This is a genomic window from Bradyrhizobium sp. HKCCYLS2038 (genome assembly GCF_051167655.1).
Classification (GTDB): Bacteria; Pseudomonadota; Alphaproteobacteria; order Rhizobiales; family Xanthobacteraceae; genus Bradyrhizobium.
Genome location: NZ_JBNPTM010000001.1, coordinates 598124 through 613647 on the forward strand (window position 1 = coordinate 598124; position 15524 = coordinate 613647).

General features: G+C 64.1%; 18 protein-coding genes. 11 read left to right on the top strand and 7 right to left on the bottom strand.

Going from position 1 to position 15524, the window contains the following annotated elements; translation table 11 throughout:
• Positions 1-32: 32 nt before the first annotated feature.
• From ureC to ACQR1I_RS02690, 6 genes are all read left to right on the top strand, one after another.
• On the top strand, positions 33-1748 hold the full coding sequence (gene ureC / locus ACQR1I_RS02665) for an urease subunit alpha (RefSeq protein ID WP_434865626.1): 1716 nt from the start codon (positions 33-35) through the stop codon (positions 1746-1748).
• A gap of 48 nt (positions 1749-1796) precedes the next feature.
• Positions 1797-2096: a putative quinol monooxygenase gene (locus ACQR1I_RS02670; protein WP_434865627.1), complete on the top strand. Its 300-nt coding sequence runs from the start codon at positions 1797-1799 to the stop codon at positions 2094-2096.
• Positions 2097-2123: 27 nt separating this feature from the next.
• Positions 2124-2768 carry an urease accessory protein UreE gene (locus ACQR1I_RS02675; RefSeq protein WP_434865628.1) on the top strand — a complete coding sequence of 215 codons (645 nt, stop codon included), beginning with the start codon at positions 2124-2126 and terminating at the stop codon, positions 2766-2768.
• On the top strand, positions 2755-3477 hold the full coding sequence (locus ACQR1I_RS02680) for an urease accessory protein UreF (RefSeq protein WP_434865901.1): 723 nt from the start codon (positions 2755-2757) through the stop codon (positions 3475-3477). The genes ACQR1I_RS02675 and ACQR1I_RS02680 overlap by 14 nt, the downstream gene beginning before the upstream one ends.
• Before the next feature lie 138 nt (positions 3478-3615).
• A complete protein-coding gene (ureG, locus tag ACQR1I_RS02685; protein WP_434865629.1) occupies positions 3616-4239 on the top strand; it encodes an urease accessory protein UreG in 624 nt (207 codons plus the stop codon).
• 296 nt (positions 4240-4535) lie between these two features.
• Entirely contained in the window at positions 4536-6194 is a 1659-nt protein-coding gene (locus tag ACQR1I_RS02690; RefSeq protein WP_434865630.1) for a CHASE domain-containing protein, read from the top strand.
• A gap of 80 nt (positions 6195-6274) precedes the next feature.
• Here ACQR1I_RS02690 and ACQR1I_RS02695 read toward each other — a convergent pair whose 3' ends face one another.
• Positions 6275-6823 (bottom strand): sigma-70 family RNA polymerase sigma factor, encoded by a 549-nt coding sequence (locus ACQR1I_RS02695; RefSeq protein WP_006612137.1) that lies wholly within the window; start codon positions 6821-6823, stop codon positions 6275-6277.
• On the bottom strand, positions 6824-7060 hold the full coding sequence (locus tag ACQR1I_RS02700) for a NepR family anti-sigma factor (protein WP_434865631.1): 237 nt from the start codon (positions 7058-7060) through the stop codon (positions 6824-6826).
• A gap of 196 nt (positions 7061-7256) precedes the next feature.
• On the opposite strand from ACQR1I_RS02700, the gene ACQR1I_RS02705 reads away from it, so the two are divergent.
• Positions 7257-8060, top strand: a complete 804-nt coding sequence (locus ACQR1I_RS02705; protein WP_434865632.1) for a response regulator — start codon at positions 7257-7259, stop codon at positions 8058-8060.
• An 86-nt stretch (positions 8061-8146) separates the two neighbouring features.
• Here the strand turns inward: ACQR1I_RS02705 and ACQR1I_RS02710 are convergent, their stop codons facing one another.
• Positions 8147-8554, bottom strand: coding sequence for an energy transducer TonB family protein (locus ACQR1I_RS02710; RefSeq protein WP_434865902.1), 408 nt, complete (start codon positions 8552-8554; stop codon positions 8147-8149).
• 217 nt (positions 8555-8771) lie between these two features.
• Between ACQR1I_RS02710 and ACQR1I_RS02715 the strand changes: the two genes are divergently transcribed.
• Positions 8772-9212, top strand: a complete 441-nt coding sequence (locus ACQR1I_RS02715) for a hypothetical protein (protein WP_434865633.1) — start codon at positions 8772-8774, stop codon at positions 9210-9212.
• 83 nt (positions 9213-9295) lie between these two features.
• On the opposite strand, the gene ACQR1I_RS02720 is transcribed toward ACQR1I_RS02715, so the two are convergent.
• The 3 genes from ACQR1I_RS02720 to ACQR1I_RS02730 form a co-directional block, all read right to left on the bottom strand.
• Positions 9296-9748: a hypothetical protein gene (locus ACQR1I_RS02720; RefSeq protein WP_434865634.1), complete on the bottom strand. Its 453-nt coding sequence runs from the start codon at positions 9746-9748 to the stop codon at positions 9296-9298.
• A 104-nt stretch (positions 9749-9852) separates the two neighbouring features.
• Entirely contained in the window at positions 9853-10224 is a 372-nt protein-coding gene (locus ACQR1I_RS02725; protein ID WP_434865635.1) for a DUF883 family protein, read from the bottom strand.
• A gap of 80 nt (positions 10225-10304) precedes the next feature.
• Positions 10305-11423 carry an AI-2E family transporter gene (locus tag ACQR1I_RS02730; protein ID WP_434865903.1) on the bottom strand — a complete coding sequence of 373 codons (1119 nt, stop codon included), beginning with the start codon at positions 11421-11423 and terminating at the stop codon, positions 10305-10307.
• Between the two features lie 222 nt (positions 11424-11645).
• Here ACQR1I_RS02730 and ACQR1I_RS02735 point away from each other — a divergent pair, with 222 nt between their 5' ends.
• Positions 11646-12386 carry a L,D-transpeptidase gene (locus tag ACQR1I_RS02735; RefSeq protein ID WP_434865636.1) on the top strand — a complete coding sequence of 247 codons (741 nt, stop codon included), beginning with the start codon at positions 11646-11648 and terminating at the stop codon, positions 12384-12386.
• Positions 12387-12401: 15 nt separating this feature from the next.
• Positions 12402-13061: a DUF2865 domain-containing protein gene (locus ACQR1I_RS02740; protein ID WP_434865637.1), complete on the top strand. Its 660-nt coding sequence runs from the start codon at positions 12402-12404 to the stop codon at positions 13059-13061.
• 13 nt (positions 13062-13074) lie between these two features.
• On the opposite strand, the gene ACQR1I_RS02745 is transcribed toward ACQR1I_RS02740, so the two are convergent.
• Positions 13075-15168 carry a methyl-accepting chemotaxis protein gene (locus ACQR1I_RS02745; protein WP_434865638.1) on the bottom strand — a complete coding sequence of 698 codons (2094 nt, stop codon included), beginning with the start codon at positions 15166-15168 and terminating at the stop codon, positions 13075-13077.
• A gap of 178 nt (positions 15169-15346) precedes the next feature.
• Between ACQR1I_RS02745 and ACQR1I_RS02750 the strand changes: the two genes are divergently transcribed.
• The gene (locus ACQR1I_RS02750; RefSeq protein ID WP_172110058.1) at positions 15347-15502 is read left to right on the top strand and encodes a Thivi_2564 family membrane protein; all 156 of its coding nucleotides are present in this window, start codon (positions 15347-15349) and stop codon (positions 15500-15502) included.
• Positions 15503-15524: the final 22 nt, after the last annotated feature.

Below are 15524 nucleotides of genomic sequence, written 5' to 3' on the forward strand. Positions count from 1 at the left end.
CTACGCGAACACAAACTCCATAGGGGCCAATGATGTCCGTCAAGATCAAGCGTTCCGTCTATGCCGACATGTTCGGCCCGACCACCGGCGACAAGGTCCGGCTGGCCGATACCGACCTGATCATCGAGGTCGAGAAGGACTTCACCACCTATGGCGAGGAGGTGAAGTTCGGCGGCGGTAAGGTCATTCGTGACGGCATGGGCCAGTCGCAGGCGACCAACAAGCAGGGCGCCGCTGACACCGTCATCACCAATGCCTTGATCGTGGATCATTGGGGGGTCGTGAAGGCCGACGTTGCGATCAAGGAGGGCATGATCTCGGCGATCGGCAAGGCCGGCAATCCCGACATCCAGCCGGGCGTGACGATCGTGATCGGCCCGGGCACCGACGTGATCGCGGGCGAGGGCAAGATCCTCACGGCAGGCGGCTTCGACAGCCACATCCATTTCATCTGCCCGCAGCAGATCGAACACGCGCTGATGTCGGGCGTCACTTCGCTGCTCGGCGGCGGCACCGGCCCGTCGCACGGCACCTTCGCCACCACCTGCACACCAGGCCCGTGGCACATCGGCCGGATGATGCAGTCGTTCGACGCCTTCCCGGTCAATCTCGGCATTTCAGGCAAGGGCAACGCCTCGCGTCCGGCCGCGCTGGTCGAGATGATCAAGGCCGGCGCCTGCGCGCTGAAGCTGCACGAGGACTGGGGCACGACGCCGGCCGCGATCGACAACTGCCTCTCGGTCGCCGATGACTACGACGTCCAGGTGATGCTGCACTCGGACACGCTGAACGAGTCCGGCTTCGTCGAGGACACCATCAAGGCCTTCAAGGGCCGCACCATCCACGCCTTCCATACCGAAGGCGCCGGCGGCGGCCACGCGCCTGACATCATCAAGGTCGCGGGATTGAAGAACGTGCTGCCGTCCTCGACCAATCCGACGCGGCCGTTCACGCGCAACACCATCGATGAGCATCTCGACATGCTGATGGTCTGCCATCATCTCGATCCGTCGATCGCCGAAGATCTCGCCTTTGCCGAGAGCCGCATCCGCAAGGAGACCATCGCGGCCGAGGACATCCTGCACGATCTCGGCGCGCTCTCGATGATGTCGTCGGACTCGCAGGCGATGGGCCGGCTCGGCGAGGTCATCATCCGGACGTGGCAGACCGCCGACAAGATGAAGAAGCAACGCGGCGCCTTGCCGCAGGACAAGGGCAAGGACAACGACAATTTCCGCGTCAAGCGCTACATCGCCAAGTACACGATCAACCCGGCGATCGCCCATGGCGTGTCGAAGCTGATTGGCTCGGTCGAGAAGGGCAAGCTTGCCGATCTCGTGCTGTGGTCGCCGGCGTTCTTCGGCGTCAAGCCGGACTGCGTCATCAAGGGCGGCACAATCGTCGCGGCGCCGATGGGCGATCCCAATGCCTCGATCCCGACGCCGCAGCCGGTGCACTACCAGCCGATGTTCGGCGCCTTCGGCAAGTCGCTGACGGCGTCGTCGGTGATCTTCACCTCGAAGGCTGCCGTGACCGGCGGGCTCGGTCGCAAGCTCGGCCTCTCGAAGAAGCTCTATGCGGTGCAGAACACCCGCGGCAGGATCTCGAAGAAGAGCATGATCCACAACGACGCGACGCCGAACATCGAGGTCGACCCGGAGACCTACGAGGTGCGTGCCGACGGCGAGCTTCTGACCTGCGAGCCAGCCGAGGTGCTGCCCATGGCGCAGCGCTATTTCATGTTCTAAACTTCCCCCCGGTACCCAGAACCAGAAACGTACCGGGAGGACTGCTTCGTGATCTATGTCGTTGCCACCTTGACCATCAAGCCCGAAACGCGTGCCGAATTCATCGCCGCCGCGACGGCCTGCATTGCGGGCACGCGCCAGGAACCCGGCAATATCGCCTATGATTTGCATGAGAGCGTCACCGATTCGAGCAAGATGGTCTTTGTCGAGCAGTGGGAGAACGCCGAGGCGCTGGTACCGCATCGCGCCACCGAGCACATGAAGACGTTCGGTCGCGTCGCGGTGAAATGCATGGCCGCGCCGCCCAAGATCGAGATCATCACGCCCGAGAAGGTCGATGTCCGCTGAGCGGAATAACAGAATGAGGATTTCAGCATGATCCGCGCCACGCGCGTGCTCGGCCAGCATCGTTGGAAAGAGGCCGCAGCCGATTCCGTCCTGCTCGATTTCGATGATCGGCACCGGCGCCGTCTGGCGATGACGGGCACGCGCGGGCTCGAGTTCCTGCTCGACCTCGAGCACGCCACCGCGCTGCGCGGTGGCGATGCGCTGGTGCTGGAAGATGGCCGGCTGATCGAGGTTGTCGGGGCAGCAGAGCCGCTGCTCGAGATCCGCGCCAGCGACCCGCACCATCTGGTGCGGCTCGCCTGGCATCTCGGCAACCGGCATCTGCCGACCCAGATCATGGCCAAGAGCCTGCGCATCCGCCGTGATCACGTGATCGAGGCGATGGTCAAGGGTCTCGGCGCCCGCGTGCTCGAGATCGAGGCGCCGTTCGATCCCGAGGGTGGCGCTTACGCCGAGCCCAGTCATGCCCACGGCCATGATGACCACGACCATCACGGCCATGATCATCATGAGCATGATCACCATGGCCATGATCACGATCATGCCGGCCACGCGCATGCGCATCATGGCCATGATCACGGCCACGCGCATGATGACCATCATGAGCATGATGAGCATTGCGGCCACGACCATCATCACCATGGTCATTCCCATGCTCATGACCACAAGTGAGCGGCCGAGCTCCCCGGTCGCTATGATCGACACGGACAGCGCGGCGCTCTACCGGTTGATGACGTGGCTGTCCCCGGCCTTCCCGGTCGGCGGTTTCTCCTATTCCAGCGGAATCGAATGGGCGGTCGAGGCCGGCGACATCGTCGATGCCGCCTCGCTGCGCGGCTGGCTCGCGACGATGCTCACGGACGGCTCGGGCTTTTGTGACGCGGTGTTTCTCGCGCACGCGCATCGGGCGGTCGAGCTCAACGATGCCGAGGGTCTCCGCGACGTCGCTGAGCTTGCGGCCGCCTTCGTGCCGTCGCGTGAGCGCCAACTGGAAACCAGCGCGCAAGGACGCGCCTTCATCGAGATTGCACGCTCCGCCTGGAACTGCGCAGGCCTCGATGAGGCGGTCGCGCGATGCGAGACCATCGTCTATCCCGTCGCCGTTGGACTGGTCGGTGCCGTGCACGCAGTCCCGTTGCGACTGCTGTTGCAGGCCTTCCTTCATGCCGTGACCTCCAATTGGATTTCGGCGGGCAGCCGTTTGATCCCGCTGGGGCAGACCGACAGTCAGCGTGTGCTGGCGGCGCTCGAGCCGGTGGTCGGGACAACGGCCGCCCGGGCCTCGTCAGCCGCGCTCGACGACATCGGCAGCGCGACGTTCAGGGCCGACCTCGCCAGCCTCCGCCACGAAACCCAGTACACGAGGTTGTTCCGTTCGTGAGATGCGCGCTCGTCATCTCGTCGAGGCGATGAGCGGACGCTTCGTTCGAGTCGATAGCGCGGGCGACGACCCAGCGCGGTAATTTGAAATGTGAGTTACTGGTCCCGGCTGATGCGGGACGACAGAAGGACAAATGCTATGGCTTCGTCTCATGGTCCGCTTCGCGTGGGCGTCGGTGGTCCGGTCGGCTCGGGCAAGACCGCGCTGATGGACCTGCTCTGCAAGTCGATGCGCGGGCGCTACGACATCGCCGCGATCACCAACGACATCTATACAAAATGGGATGCGGAATATCTGGTCCGCTCCGGCTCGTTGACGCCAGACCGCATCGCCGGCGTCGAGACCGGTGGTTGTCCGCATACGGCGATCCGTGAGGACGCGTCGATGAATCTCGCGGCCGTGGCGGACATGCGGGCGAAATTTCCCGGCCTCGACCTCGTGCTGATCGAATCCGGCGGCGACAACCTCGCCGCGACCTTTTCGCCGGAACTGGCCGACATCACCATCTACGTCATCGACGTCGCGGCCGGCGACAAGATTCCCTCGAAGGGCGGTCCGGGCATCACCCGTTCCGACCTGCTGGTGATCAACAAGATCGATCTCGCACCGCATGTCGGCGCCTCCCTCGAGAAGATGGAGACCGATGCCAAGCGCATGCGCGGCGAACGCCCTTTCGTTATGACCAACATGAAGAAGAGCCAAGGGCTGGACCGGATCATCGGCTTCATCGAAGCCAAGGGCGGGCTCAAGCCGCCCGCGTGAACCGTGGTGAGGCGCCCGATACCTTTCACTGATCCGGACCCTGGGCTACAGCGTTGACAGCTTCGCTGCTCTGAGCCGAACTCAAAAAAGCCGTACCGCATCGGAACAACTTGACGGCCCGGCGGTTAGCTCGGGCCGGGGTCTGCCTGCCGAAAACATACGCGACGGTCGGATCGCCGGAGACGTCTCGTCCGATTGATTTTGCTCGCATCGAGGTGCTCATTGATTGAGTAACAGGCCCGGTTATTGGATGTCTCGTGCTGCCTTTCGCCAACCCTTGATCTCAGAGTAAACGAGTGCTCCGGCTGGGTGTCATCATCGGTGTGATTGCGCTGATTGGAACGGCGCTATCCGGCTTGGCCGCCTATCGCGTTCACGAACAGGAATTGGCTATCGATCGGATTGCGCTGGCGCGCGCCATCGACGTTCACGCCAGCCTGGTCCAGGACCGGCTGACGGAGCGCGAGCTTCTGGCCCGGGTGGCTTCCGGATTGTTCAGGGCGCCGTCCGTCATCAAAGCCAACATGCTGGAACCGCTGCGCTCGTCGATCTATGCCTTCAAGGCCGATTTCGTAATCGCATCCTGGATCGCACGGCTGAGGCCGGAAGAACTCCCGACCGCGCAAGCCGAGCTGCGCCAGGCGGGCTTTCCCAACCCCGTCATCCGAAACTACAACGACACTCCGCTGGATCCTGGTACCGTCGCGCGCCCGATCGACGTCCTGATGGATCTCGAGCCGCGCAACGCGGAGACCTCCCGGCTGCCCGGCGTGGCGCTGGATAGCCAGCCGATCATCGGCCCCATGCTGGCGCGGGCCATGGCGGAGGGGAAGCCGGTGGCTTCGGATCCGACGCCTCTGTTGCGTGCCGACGGACCGATCGGAATCGTCCTCGCTGCTCCCGTGGTGCCGCAGGGAGCGACGGCACCGGCCGGCTTCGTCACGTTTTCCTACGAGATCGGACCGCTGCTGCTCACCAACGACGATCTCTCCCTGTTCTCCGTCGCGCTGAAGGATCCACGCAACGCGTCCGACGAACTGGTCGCCAACGATCAGGGCGCCGTGTCGGAGCGCACGCGTGGGCCGGACGATCCTGCACCGTCTTCGACCCGCACCGTCGCCTTTGGCAATCACGATTGGTCGCTGGTGTATTATGCCAAGAGCAACACGGTGCGGCGGGCGCAGCAGACCGCAGCGATCGTCGGCGTGATCGGACTTGCATTGACCGGGATCATCTGCGGGCTGTTCGGCTACGTCGTCTACAACAATCTACGGCTGAGCCGCGAAATCCAGGTGCGGATCGGCTTCGAGCGTCGCCTGACGGCCGTGATCGACGAGTTGAATCACCGGGTCAAGAACATCCTGGCCGTGATCCAGTCGATCGTCACCCGGACGCTGCGGCATGGCAGCGACATCGACGTGGCGCGTGAGCTTCTGATCGGTCGGATTCACGCGATGTCGAACGTGGTCACGTTGCTGAGCGAGAGCCAATGGCAGGGCGTTCAATTACGCGGCTTGTTCGAAGCCCGTGCCATTCCTCACGCCGAACGGATCGCCGTCAGCGGCCCGGACATCACGGTCAGCGCGCGGGCGGCGCAAAGCCTGTCGTTGCTGTTCTTCGAGCTCGCCTCGCACTCCGACGAGGGCCTGTCGCTGGTGGGAAAGCATCCGCACATCACGGCAAAATGGGACGTCACCGGCGAGGAGCCGAACGCCGTGTTTCAGTTCCGCTGGGAGGAGTTCAACACCAGCGAAGCCACCCGGAGGCCCGACAGCGATTTCGGCCTGATCCTGCTGGATCGCGTCGCGCCGGAGGCGCTCGGGGGCACGTCCAAGCGCTTCTTCACCGAAGCGAGCTATGTCTACGAGCTGACCGCTCCTATGGACACGGTCGTCGACATCACCGAGCGTGATCGCACGGAGCAGTTCTCGGCTCCTGTGCATCCGTCTCGCTGAAGCGCCGCGGCCGACAACAAGCAAACGGCGGCCCTCGTTCGAGAGCCGCCGCTTGTATTCGCCAGCCGCTACGCTGCAGGTCAGCCGCCGCTGCCACCGATCACGGCGCGGACGGTTTCATCCGGGCCGAAATCCTCGGCGCCTTCGACGTAGAGCAGCGCCGCCAGCTTCGAGCGCGCGCGGTTGACGCGGCTCTTGATGGTGCCCACCGCGCAGCCGCAGATCGCCGCAGCGTCCTCATAGGAGAACCCCGAAGCTCCCACCAGAATGAGCGCTTCGCGCTGATCCTGCGGCAGCTTTTCGAGCGCGGCCCGGAATTCCTCGAATTCCAGATGAGCGCCCTGCGACGGATGCGTCTTCAGCGTCTTGGCGTAGTTGCCTTCGGCATCTTCCACCTCGCGCCGGCGTTTGCGATAGTCGGAGCGGAACAGATTGCGCAAAATCGTAAACAACCACGCGGGCAGGTTGGAGCCCGGTTGAAATGAATCGATATTGGCCAACGCCCGAAGCAACGTCTCCTGCACCAGATCATCGGCGCGATCGCTGTTGCCACTTAACGAAATCGCAAATGCGCGGAGGCTTGGGACGGCCGCAAGGATATCGTCCCGCAAGGAATCAGTGAGAGGCATTCACTCCCTCCCGTCGTTCTGGTCGTTGGATCCCCCGCCGTTCTCCACGTGGGACTGTGCTGCCGGAACATCAAGCTTACGGATCAAATCCGTGAACCGATCAGGCACCCCCTGACGAACGACATCGTCGTACATCGCGCGAAGTTGATGACCAATTCGGGATTGGATTTCCGCGTTCAATCCGCCGGGCTTGCGCGGTGCCGCATTCTTGCTGGCTTGAGACTTTACATCTTTCATGACCTTTTCCACGTTTCCCCGAGAGTTAAGTCCCTGAAGCTTCAAGAATTATCCTCGCCACCGAGGGGGTCTGTCGGGAACTAATGCAATCGACCGATAAAAGTTCCACGCGCTTTGGGAACTTTTCTTTGTTTCGTGCGTAGACAGCCCATCATGGAACCCGGGCGGGAAGCCCAGATGAGCGAATGGAGTGGGGATGAGCCGATCACAGCTAGTTGCTGAACATTTGCCGCTATTGCGCCGGTATGCCCGTGCCCTCACCGGTAGCCAGGGCTCCGGAGACGCTTATGTCGGCGCGATGCTGGAGGCTCTGATCCAGGATCCGGCGCTGTTGGACGAACGTTACGGAGCGCGTGCCGCGCTGTTTCGGCTGTTCACACAGATCTGGAACTCGGTCGCCCTGAACGACGATGCGGAGGTCGCTACGCTGCCAATGCCGCCGGAGCGGCGCCTCTCCAACATCACTCCATTACCTCGGCAGGCGTTCTTGCTGCTGTCCCTGGAAGGTTTCCCGGAGGAGGAGGTGGCCTTCGTTCTCGACATCGACGTGGCCGAGACGCGCCGGCTGGCGGATGCGGCCGGCCGCGAACTGGCAGCTGAGATCGCGACCGACGTGCTCATCATCGAGGATGAGACCTTCATCGCCATGGATCTCGAGAGCCTGGTCAAGAATCTCGGTCACAACGTCATCGGCGTGGCGCGGACCCACGCGGACGCGGTCGCATTGGCCAAGAACAAGAAGCCCGGCCTGATCCTGGCGGACATCCAGCTCGCGGATGGCTCCTCGGGTCTCGACGCGGTCAATGAGCTGCTAAGGACGTTCGAAGTCCCCGTCGTCTTCATCACCGCCTATCCAGAGCGCTTCCTCACCGGCGAGCGGCCCGAGCCGGCCTTCCTGATCTCCAAGCCGTTCCAGCCTGCGATGGTCTCGGCGGTGGCCAGCCAGGCGCTGTTCTTCCAGCGCAACTCGCGAAACCGGATGCCCAAGCCGGCCGCCTGATACTTCGCTCGACCTTTAATTTGTTTGCGGCGCGCTCTTCGGAGCGCGTCGTTTTTCATTGCCGGGCTGTGTGTGACAAACGGCCATCAGCAGCCACGGCAAATGCTGTTCAGCTTTGCCCGCAGTTCACGGCCCTCAGGTCCGACGTCTTGCATTGTCCCCGAGACCGGCTTTGGCGCGAAGACGATCTGGACTCGCATGGTGAGGTTGTCATCGCTCACCTCCCCGGGAGGCGGCGCGAAGGGCTGAGCGCGTTCGACCATCACCAGCGCCTCCTTGTCGAGCGCCGGGTCACCGGTGCTTTTCAGAAGGGCCGCAGAGATAAGCCAGCGCCACGGCCCACTGCCTGTAACCGGTTCACGGACCCACCCCGCCGTCGCACCCATCCTGCGAGCGTCGATTTCGACGCGTCGATCACCATACAGTGTGAAGGGAACCGGCTGGAACCACTGCATTCGGTGCGAGGCAAAAAAGATGCGGGGCACCGCCGGCATCACCACGGCGGTGCCCCGCGTCGCCGGTCAATGGGGCAGGGGGAATAACCGGCTGTCATGACGACGCGCGGCGACCCAAGTCGTTCCCTGCTGGTCAAAGTTTTTTCCGCAGGCCTGCTCACGTTCACACACGGTTAAGTGATTTGCCCGTCCGCGAACCCTGTTCCCGCGACTTACGTTGACATGCCGGTCGTCCGCGTGGCGAGGGAGCAGAGACATGTCGCAAACCGGAAAACTCGTCATTTTGGGCACGCTCGCAGCGTCGGCCATGCTGGCCGGTGCGATGCAGCTCGCCTCGGGCCACGATCTCGTTTCGGACCTTTCTGTCCAGAGCTCGAGCCAAGTCGCTCTGAACTCGGCCGCGAGCAGCGTTAATCGCGCGACGAAGACAGATCGGGTCGCTCCGGTGGGCGACGCGGCACCCACCCGCACGGTGTCGATCAAGCTCGCAGCGTTTGCGGATACCTCGTTCCTGCTGCGCTTGCCGATCGCCAGCACAGGTGTTCGCGACGGGCAGGGCGCGCCGCCGCAGGGATCGCAGCTCATCACGACTGAAACCGAACGCCGGGAGGCCAAGCGGCCCATCGCTTGCGAGCCATCCGTGTCGGTTTTGACCGAGATCGCAAAACGATTGCAGCCCGGCCGTTGCGTGACTTGATGGTCGTGCCAGCGGCGCGATATCGACTGCGGCGCACGTTGTTTCAAGATTGAGATGATCAGCCGGAGTCCGCGTGAGGATGCTCACTCGGCGGGTTCAGCTTCTTCCGTCATCTGGCTGCGTGCAAGCAGCCCCAACGCCAAGCCTCCAACGGCCAGGATGGGTATCAGGCGTTTCATCCCGATCATGCGGACCACTTGCAGGCCGCTGGCCAGCAGCATGGGATCGCCGAGGAGGGATTGTGCAGCTGAACGTGCAGCCTCGGCCGGACGGGCCTCCGGAGCTCTCGGCTTCCCCAGCGAACGCTTGCGGACCATGTAACTGATCGCAGCAATCAGCGTCACGCTGAAGAAGATCGCCGCGCCGGTCAGGCAAGCCGCGATCAGGCCATAACGCTGCAGCACGGCCACGAAGGCTGCTGCGCAGAGAAAGCAGATGGTGACGAACAATCCGACGGCGGCGGCAAGTGCCAGGGAGGTAAGTCGAACGGTGTGTCCAACCGAGTCCCTGATGTCCGCTGTCATGCGCTGAAACATCGTCTTCTCCCCAGATGTCATCAATGGCGATCCGATAAGGCATCGGCGCCGAGAGCGGCGCCGATGGTCATTTACCCAAACGCTTCGCGATCGGTTGCGTCAGCTCAGCGCCGCCACGCCGCGCCGATCAGGAAACCGAGACCGAGCGCGAGGCCGACCGTTGCCAGCGGACGCTGCGAGATTACATCCTCCAGCCGCTCCTCGAGCGAGTTCGCCGCGTCCTGTGCCGCACCGAACATGGCGCTGCCGCGCTCCGACATATCGTCGAAGGTCTGGTCCATGTTCTCGCGCGCCTGACGATAGCCGCTGCGGGCCTGCTTGCCGGCTTGACCGGCGAAGGAGTTGAGCACGTCGGTGATCTGGTCGGTGAGAGCTGAAATATCGTTTTTCACGGCGTGGACATCCTTCTGCAGGCGTTCGTAGTTGGCTTTGTCAGCAAGATCCTTGAGGGCGGTCTCACCATCATTGGGTGGCATCGGCGACTCCCGGAACGAGACGATGTGCGTCTGCTCGACAAACGCGGCGTCGGAGCCGAAGTTCCTTCGATGAAACCGAATTAGTCCGCGGGCAGTTGCGGCGAAGTGTCCGGCAGCAGGTGCTCCTTCACGATCAGGCCCACGATCAGAAGGGGCGATGCGAGGAAGGCGCCCATCGGTCCCCACAGCCAAGTCCAGAACGCCAAGGCGATGAAGACCGCCAGTGCATTGAGCGCGAGCCGACGGCCGATGATCGTCGGCGTGACGAAGTGGCCTTCCATGAAGGTGATGACGGCGAAGATCAAAGGCGCGACCATGCCGCCGCTGAGCGTCGGAAACGCGATGGCGCCGACCACGACAAGGACGACGAACATGGCGATCGGCCCGATGATCGGGACGAAGTTCAGCGTCGCGGCAAGCGCGCCGAGCCCCGCCGGATTGGGCATCCCGGTGAGCGCACAGGCAAGGCCTGTCGCGATGCCCACGCCCGTATTGATGAGCGTGACGGTGAGCAGGTAGTTGCCCAGATGCAGCTCGAGCTCATTGAGGATCCGTAGCGTCCGCAAGCGGGCTTCGTGATCGCCAAAGTTCATGATCAGCGCGCGCCGCAGATCGCGCCAGCTCGCGATGAACAGGACTAGCGTCGCGAAGAACAGCAGGAACTCAGTGAATGTTGGCGTCAGGAATTCGAGCGTGGGCTGCACCCAGTCGAACTTCGGCAGCTCCAGGCTTGACGAAGCCTGCGCGCTCCCGCCGCCGATCGCCGTCTGCATCTCGTGCCACAAGGCCAGTGGCCGGTCGAACACGTGCAGCTTGGCCTTGAGCTGCGTCGCCAGCTCGGGCAAGCGGTTGGTCCAGTCGAGCACCGGCGCCGAGATCAGGCCGATGATGAAGGCGAGGCCTGCCGCCACCGCGATCACGATCAGCACGGCTCCGACACCGCGCGGCACCCGATAGCGCTCCAGGAAGTTGGCGGCCGGCGACAGCATCGTGCCGACGACGAAGGCCATCACGATGGGAAGAAAGAAACCCCTCGCAACGTAGAGCACGCCCGTGATGCAGATCGCCGCGAGGATGACGAGCGCGATCGCCACGACCTCCGCCCGCCTGATGACCGGAGGCAGCTCGTGAGGGCTGTCTTGCACGACGGAGCCGTCTTTTCCGCTCGCCAGGAGCCGCTCGGTGGGAAGGACACGCACCATGATTTTCCCCCGAGGGAGTTTCTTCGCGCCACTCGCGCTCATGGCGCTCACGCACACAACAACGCAGGCCTGCTTCGGGTTCCGTCGCGAGAACGTGAGAGCCGTCGCGCTTGACTGACGCAGCGCGATCACATCCGGGCCGGAACTGCGGCGAGCCGTTTGGCGTTTGAGGAGGCAATCACGCATCGCACCGCGATGCCTTCCGACAGGGGGCAAGTCATGACACGTCTCGGTTCCGGCCATCGCTCGTCTTCGTGGCGAGGTGCAACATTGATCGCGGGCGCGGCTGCGCTCCTCCTTGCCGGCGTGTCCGTGTCGCAGGCGCAGAGCCTCGGCTATGCACCGATCGAGCAGCAGGCGTTTCCGCCGGGCGACACGATGGCCCCAGCCTCGGAGCCGGACGAAGACAGTCTGCTGCCCGATCGGCTGCGCCGCACGATCGTGACGCTCGACACGCGCGAGGCGCCGGGGACGATCATCATCGATACCGGCAACACCTATCTTTACTACGTGCTCGGCGGCGGCCGCGCGCTGCGTTACGGCGTCGGCGTCGGCCGCGAGGGCTTCACCTGGGCGGGCGTGCAGACGGTCACCCGCAAGGCGGAGTGGCCGGACTGGCATCCTCCAGCGCAGATGATCGCGCGCCAGCCCTATCTGCCGCGCTTCATGGCGGGCGGCCCGGGCAATCCGCTCGGCGCGCGGGCGATGTATCTCGGCTCCAGCGAATATCGCATTCACGGCACCAACGATCCGACGACGATTGGAAAGTTCGTGTCCTCGGGCTGCATCCGCCTCACCAATGAGGACGTCTCCGATCTGTTCAGCCGCGTCCAGGTCGGCACGAAAGTCGTCGTGCTGCCGAAGGCCGCATCCGTGCAGGCGCGTGCCTCCGCCCCCCGCGTGACCTCGTTGCGCTCGGGGCGGCAGGCGATGTCGCTGCCGGTTGCGGCCGTCTACTGATCGGGGAGTGAGATCATGACCAGCCGACGGGCCCTCGCAGCCATCGCCGTGGCGACCATCACCGCCGCAGGCGCTCTGGCCGGGCCGAGCGCCGCCAGCGCGCAGGACTTTTTCTCGCAGCTGTTCGGCGGCTTCAACGCCCGGCCGGCCCCGCAGCCTTACGTCCGCATGCCCTTCGCCGACGAGGCGCCGCCGCCACCTCGCCCGGCGCCGCGCGGCGACGTCAGCTACCGCGGCGGCAGCAGCAACGTCGCCTGGTGCGTCCGAACCTGCGACGGCCGCTACTTCCCGCTCGGCGCCACTGGCGACCAGAGCAAGGAGGGGGCTTGCAACAGCTTCTGCCCGGCGTCCAAGACCGAGGTCGTCTATGGCAGCTCGATCGACAGCGCCGAGACCGACAACGGCAAGCCCTATTCGGCGCTGCCCAATGCGTTCAAGTACAGGACCGAAATCGTCGACAACTGCACCTGCAACGGCAAGGACCATTTTGGTCTTGCCAAGGTGTCGATCGACAACGATCCGACCTTGCGGAAGGGCGACATCGTCGCCAGCGACGAGGGCCTGAAGGTCGCCAACCGCACCGGCAGCGGCAAGCGCGCCGAGCTCAACTTCTCGCCGGCACCCGCAGCGCTGCGCGCAAAGTACGAGCGCGCGCCCGTGATGGCGTCGGAGTGATCCGGCGCGCTCGTCAGGCCGCGCGGATTTTGCCGAGGAAGTCCGTGACCTGATGGCCGAGGCTCCTGCTCTGGTTCTCCAGCGTCTCCGAGGCATTGCGCACGTTCTCGGCCGCCGCTGCTGCCGCATCGGCATCGGACTTCACGCCGGTGATGTTGTCCGACACGTTCCTGGTGCCGTCGGCGGCGAACTGCGTGCTGCGTGAAATCTCCTGCGTCGCCGCGCCCTGCTGCTGCACGGCGGCGGCGATTGCGGTCGCAACCTCGTTGACCTCGCCGATGATGCCGCCGATGCGCTGGATCGCGTCGATCGCATCATTGGCGACACGCTGAATGTCGGAAATCTGCTCGGAAATCTCGTCGGTCGCCTTCGCAGTCTGCGTCGCGAGCGATTTGACCTCCGAGGCCACCACGGCAAACCCCTTGCCGGCCTCGCCCGCGCGTGCGGCCTCGATCGTGGCGTTGAGCGCGAGCAGATTGGTCTGCGAGGCGATGCTGTTGATCAGCCCCACCACTTCGCCGATGCGGTTGGCGGATTGCGACAGGCCCTGCACTGTGCCGTCGGTCATGCGAGCCTGCTCGACGGCGCGGCTGGCAATGCCCGCCGCGTGCGACGCCTGCTTGGAGATGTCGGCGATCGAGGCGTTCAACTCTTCGGCGGCGGACGCAACGGTCTGCACGCTCATCGAGGCGTCGCTCGATGCCTTCTCGGCGATCTCAGCGCGGGCATTGGTCTGGCGCGATACGTTGGTCAGGCCGGTCGATGTCGCCTGCATGTCGGTCGAGGCCTGGCCGAGCTGATCCAGCGACTGACGCACCAGGCCTTCGAATTCGGCGACATAGCTCTCGATCGCGCGCTGCCGCGCCGCTGTCGCGGCATTGCGCTCGCGCTCCTGCGCTTCGATGGCGAGCTTGTCCTTGGCCTGCTGCTTGAACGTCTCGAGCGCATTGGCCAGCGCGCCGATCTCGTCCTGACGCTCCGCATAGCCGCTGTCGACGCTGAGATCGCCGCCGGCGACGGCCAGCATGGCATCACGCATCCGGTGCAGCGGACGGATGACACGTCCGCTGACCGCGGCCATCGCCGCGCCGCTCAGGACGACCGCGGCGAGCAGCAGCGTCAGCTGCAGGATCAGCGCTTCCGTCGCAGCGGTCTGCTGCGCGGCCGAATGCTCCTTCGCCGCGTCGAGCGCCGCTTCGGCCAGCGCGACCGCGCTGGTCATCTTGCTCACCGAGAACGGGCTCCACTGATATGGCGTCAGCTCGGGCTTCTCGCTCTTCTGTAGCGCGGCCAGGAGTCGTTCGCGCAAGCCGGCGTATTCCGGCGTGAAATAGGCCTTCTCCGTGCCGCCCATGGCCGTGGTCAATGCGGGCGGCAGGTCCATGCCGGAGGTTGCCAGCTGGACGGCCTTCCAGGCCGTCTCGACACCGCCGACCAGCCTGTTGTAGGCCAGCACCGCTTCCGGCGACACCTTGCCGGACGTCAACCCGTTGCTGATGATGAGCGAGGCCTCGCCGGCGGTGTTGCGCATCAGCCAGGCCATCTGCTTGATGACGAGCAACTGATCAATGGTGGCGCTCTGGTGATTGACGCTCGCCGCCACGCCGGACGCAATCTTGTCGAGCAGCGCCAGCAGCGCGTCGAACGTCTCGCCATATTCCTTGGCCAGGCCGGCCCGGCGCGCCGCCTTCGGCTTCACGATCTCGGTCCAGAATTCGGCATGCTCGGCGGTGATCAGCTTGTTGAGCCGATCGAGCTCGGCGACCAGGGTCGGCTTCTGGGCAAAGTCGATGCCTTGCAGCAGCTCCAGGCTGCGGTTCAGCGCGGGGACGTAGATGTCGCGCGCGGAGCGCAGGAACTTCTCGGTATCTCCATCCATCGCCTGATCGGCATTCAGCACGCGGATCGTGGTCGAGCGATCGCTGCGCATGCTGTTCATGCCCTTGAACATCACGCCGGAAACGTCGGCGACCTGGGCCAGACGCTTGGCCGACTGCAGGCTGTTCCAGGAGCTCAGCGCATTGAGCGAAAACAGTGCGACAACCGCCAATGCGGCCGTGACGATCACCGTCATCAGCAGTGAAGAAATGGTCAGGCGATTCAGCATGGTGATCTCCGATTCTAAACATCCGACGGCAAATCGGTAAAACTTGGATTAGGACCGCCTCCGTGAAACCACGTAGAAGACGGCCTAAACAGCTCAGTTCCGAGCAGGGAACCAGCAGCGGCTTAGTGGGTTAGCTGCCCAACGCCAGCGCGTCCTCATCCTTGGTCAGGGGCTCACCATGCTCATCAGTGCTCTCGTCACCTTCCTCGTCGTCATCCTCATTCTGTATTTGATCAACCTGCTGCCGCTCGATGGCCGGGCCAAGCAGATCTGCAGGGTCATCGTCATCGTGCTCGGCGTGATCTCGCTGTTGCGCTACATCGCGGTGATCTAGTTGCGGATCATTGTACCTCTCG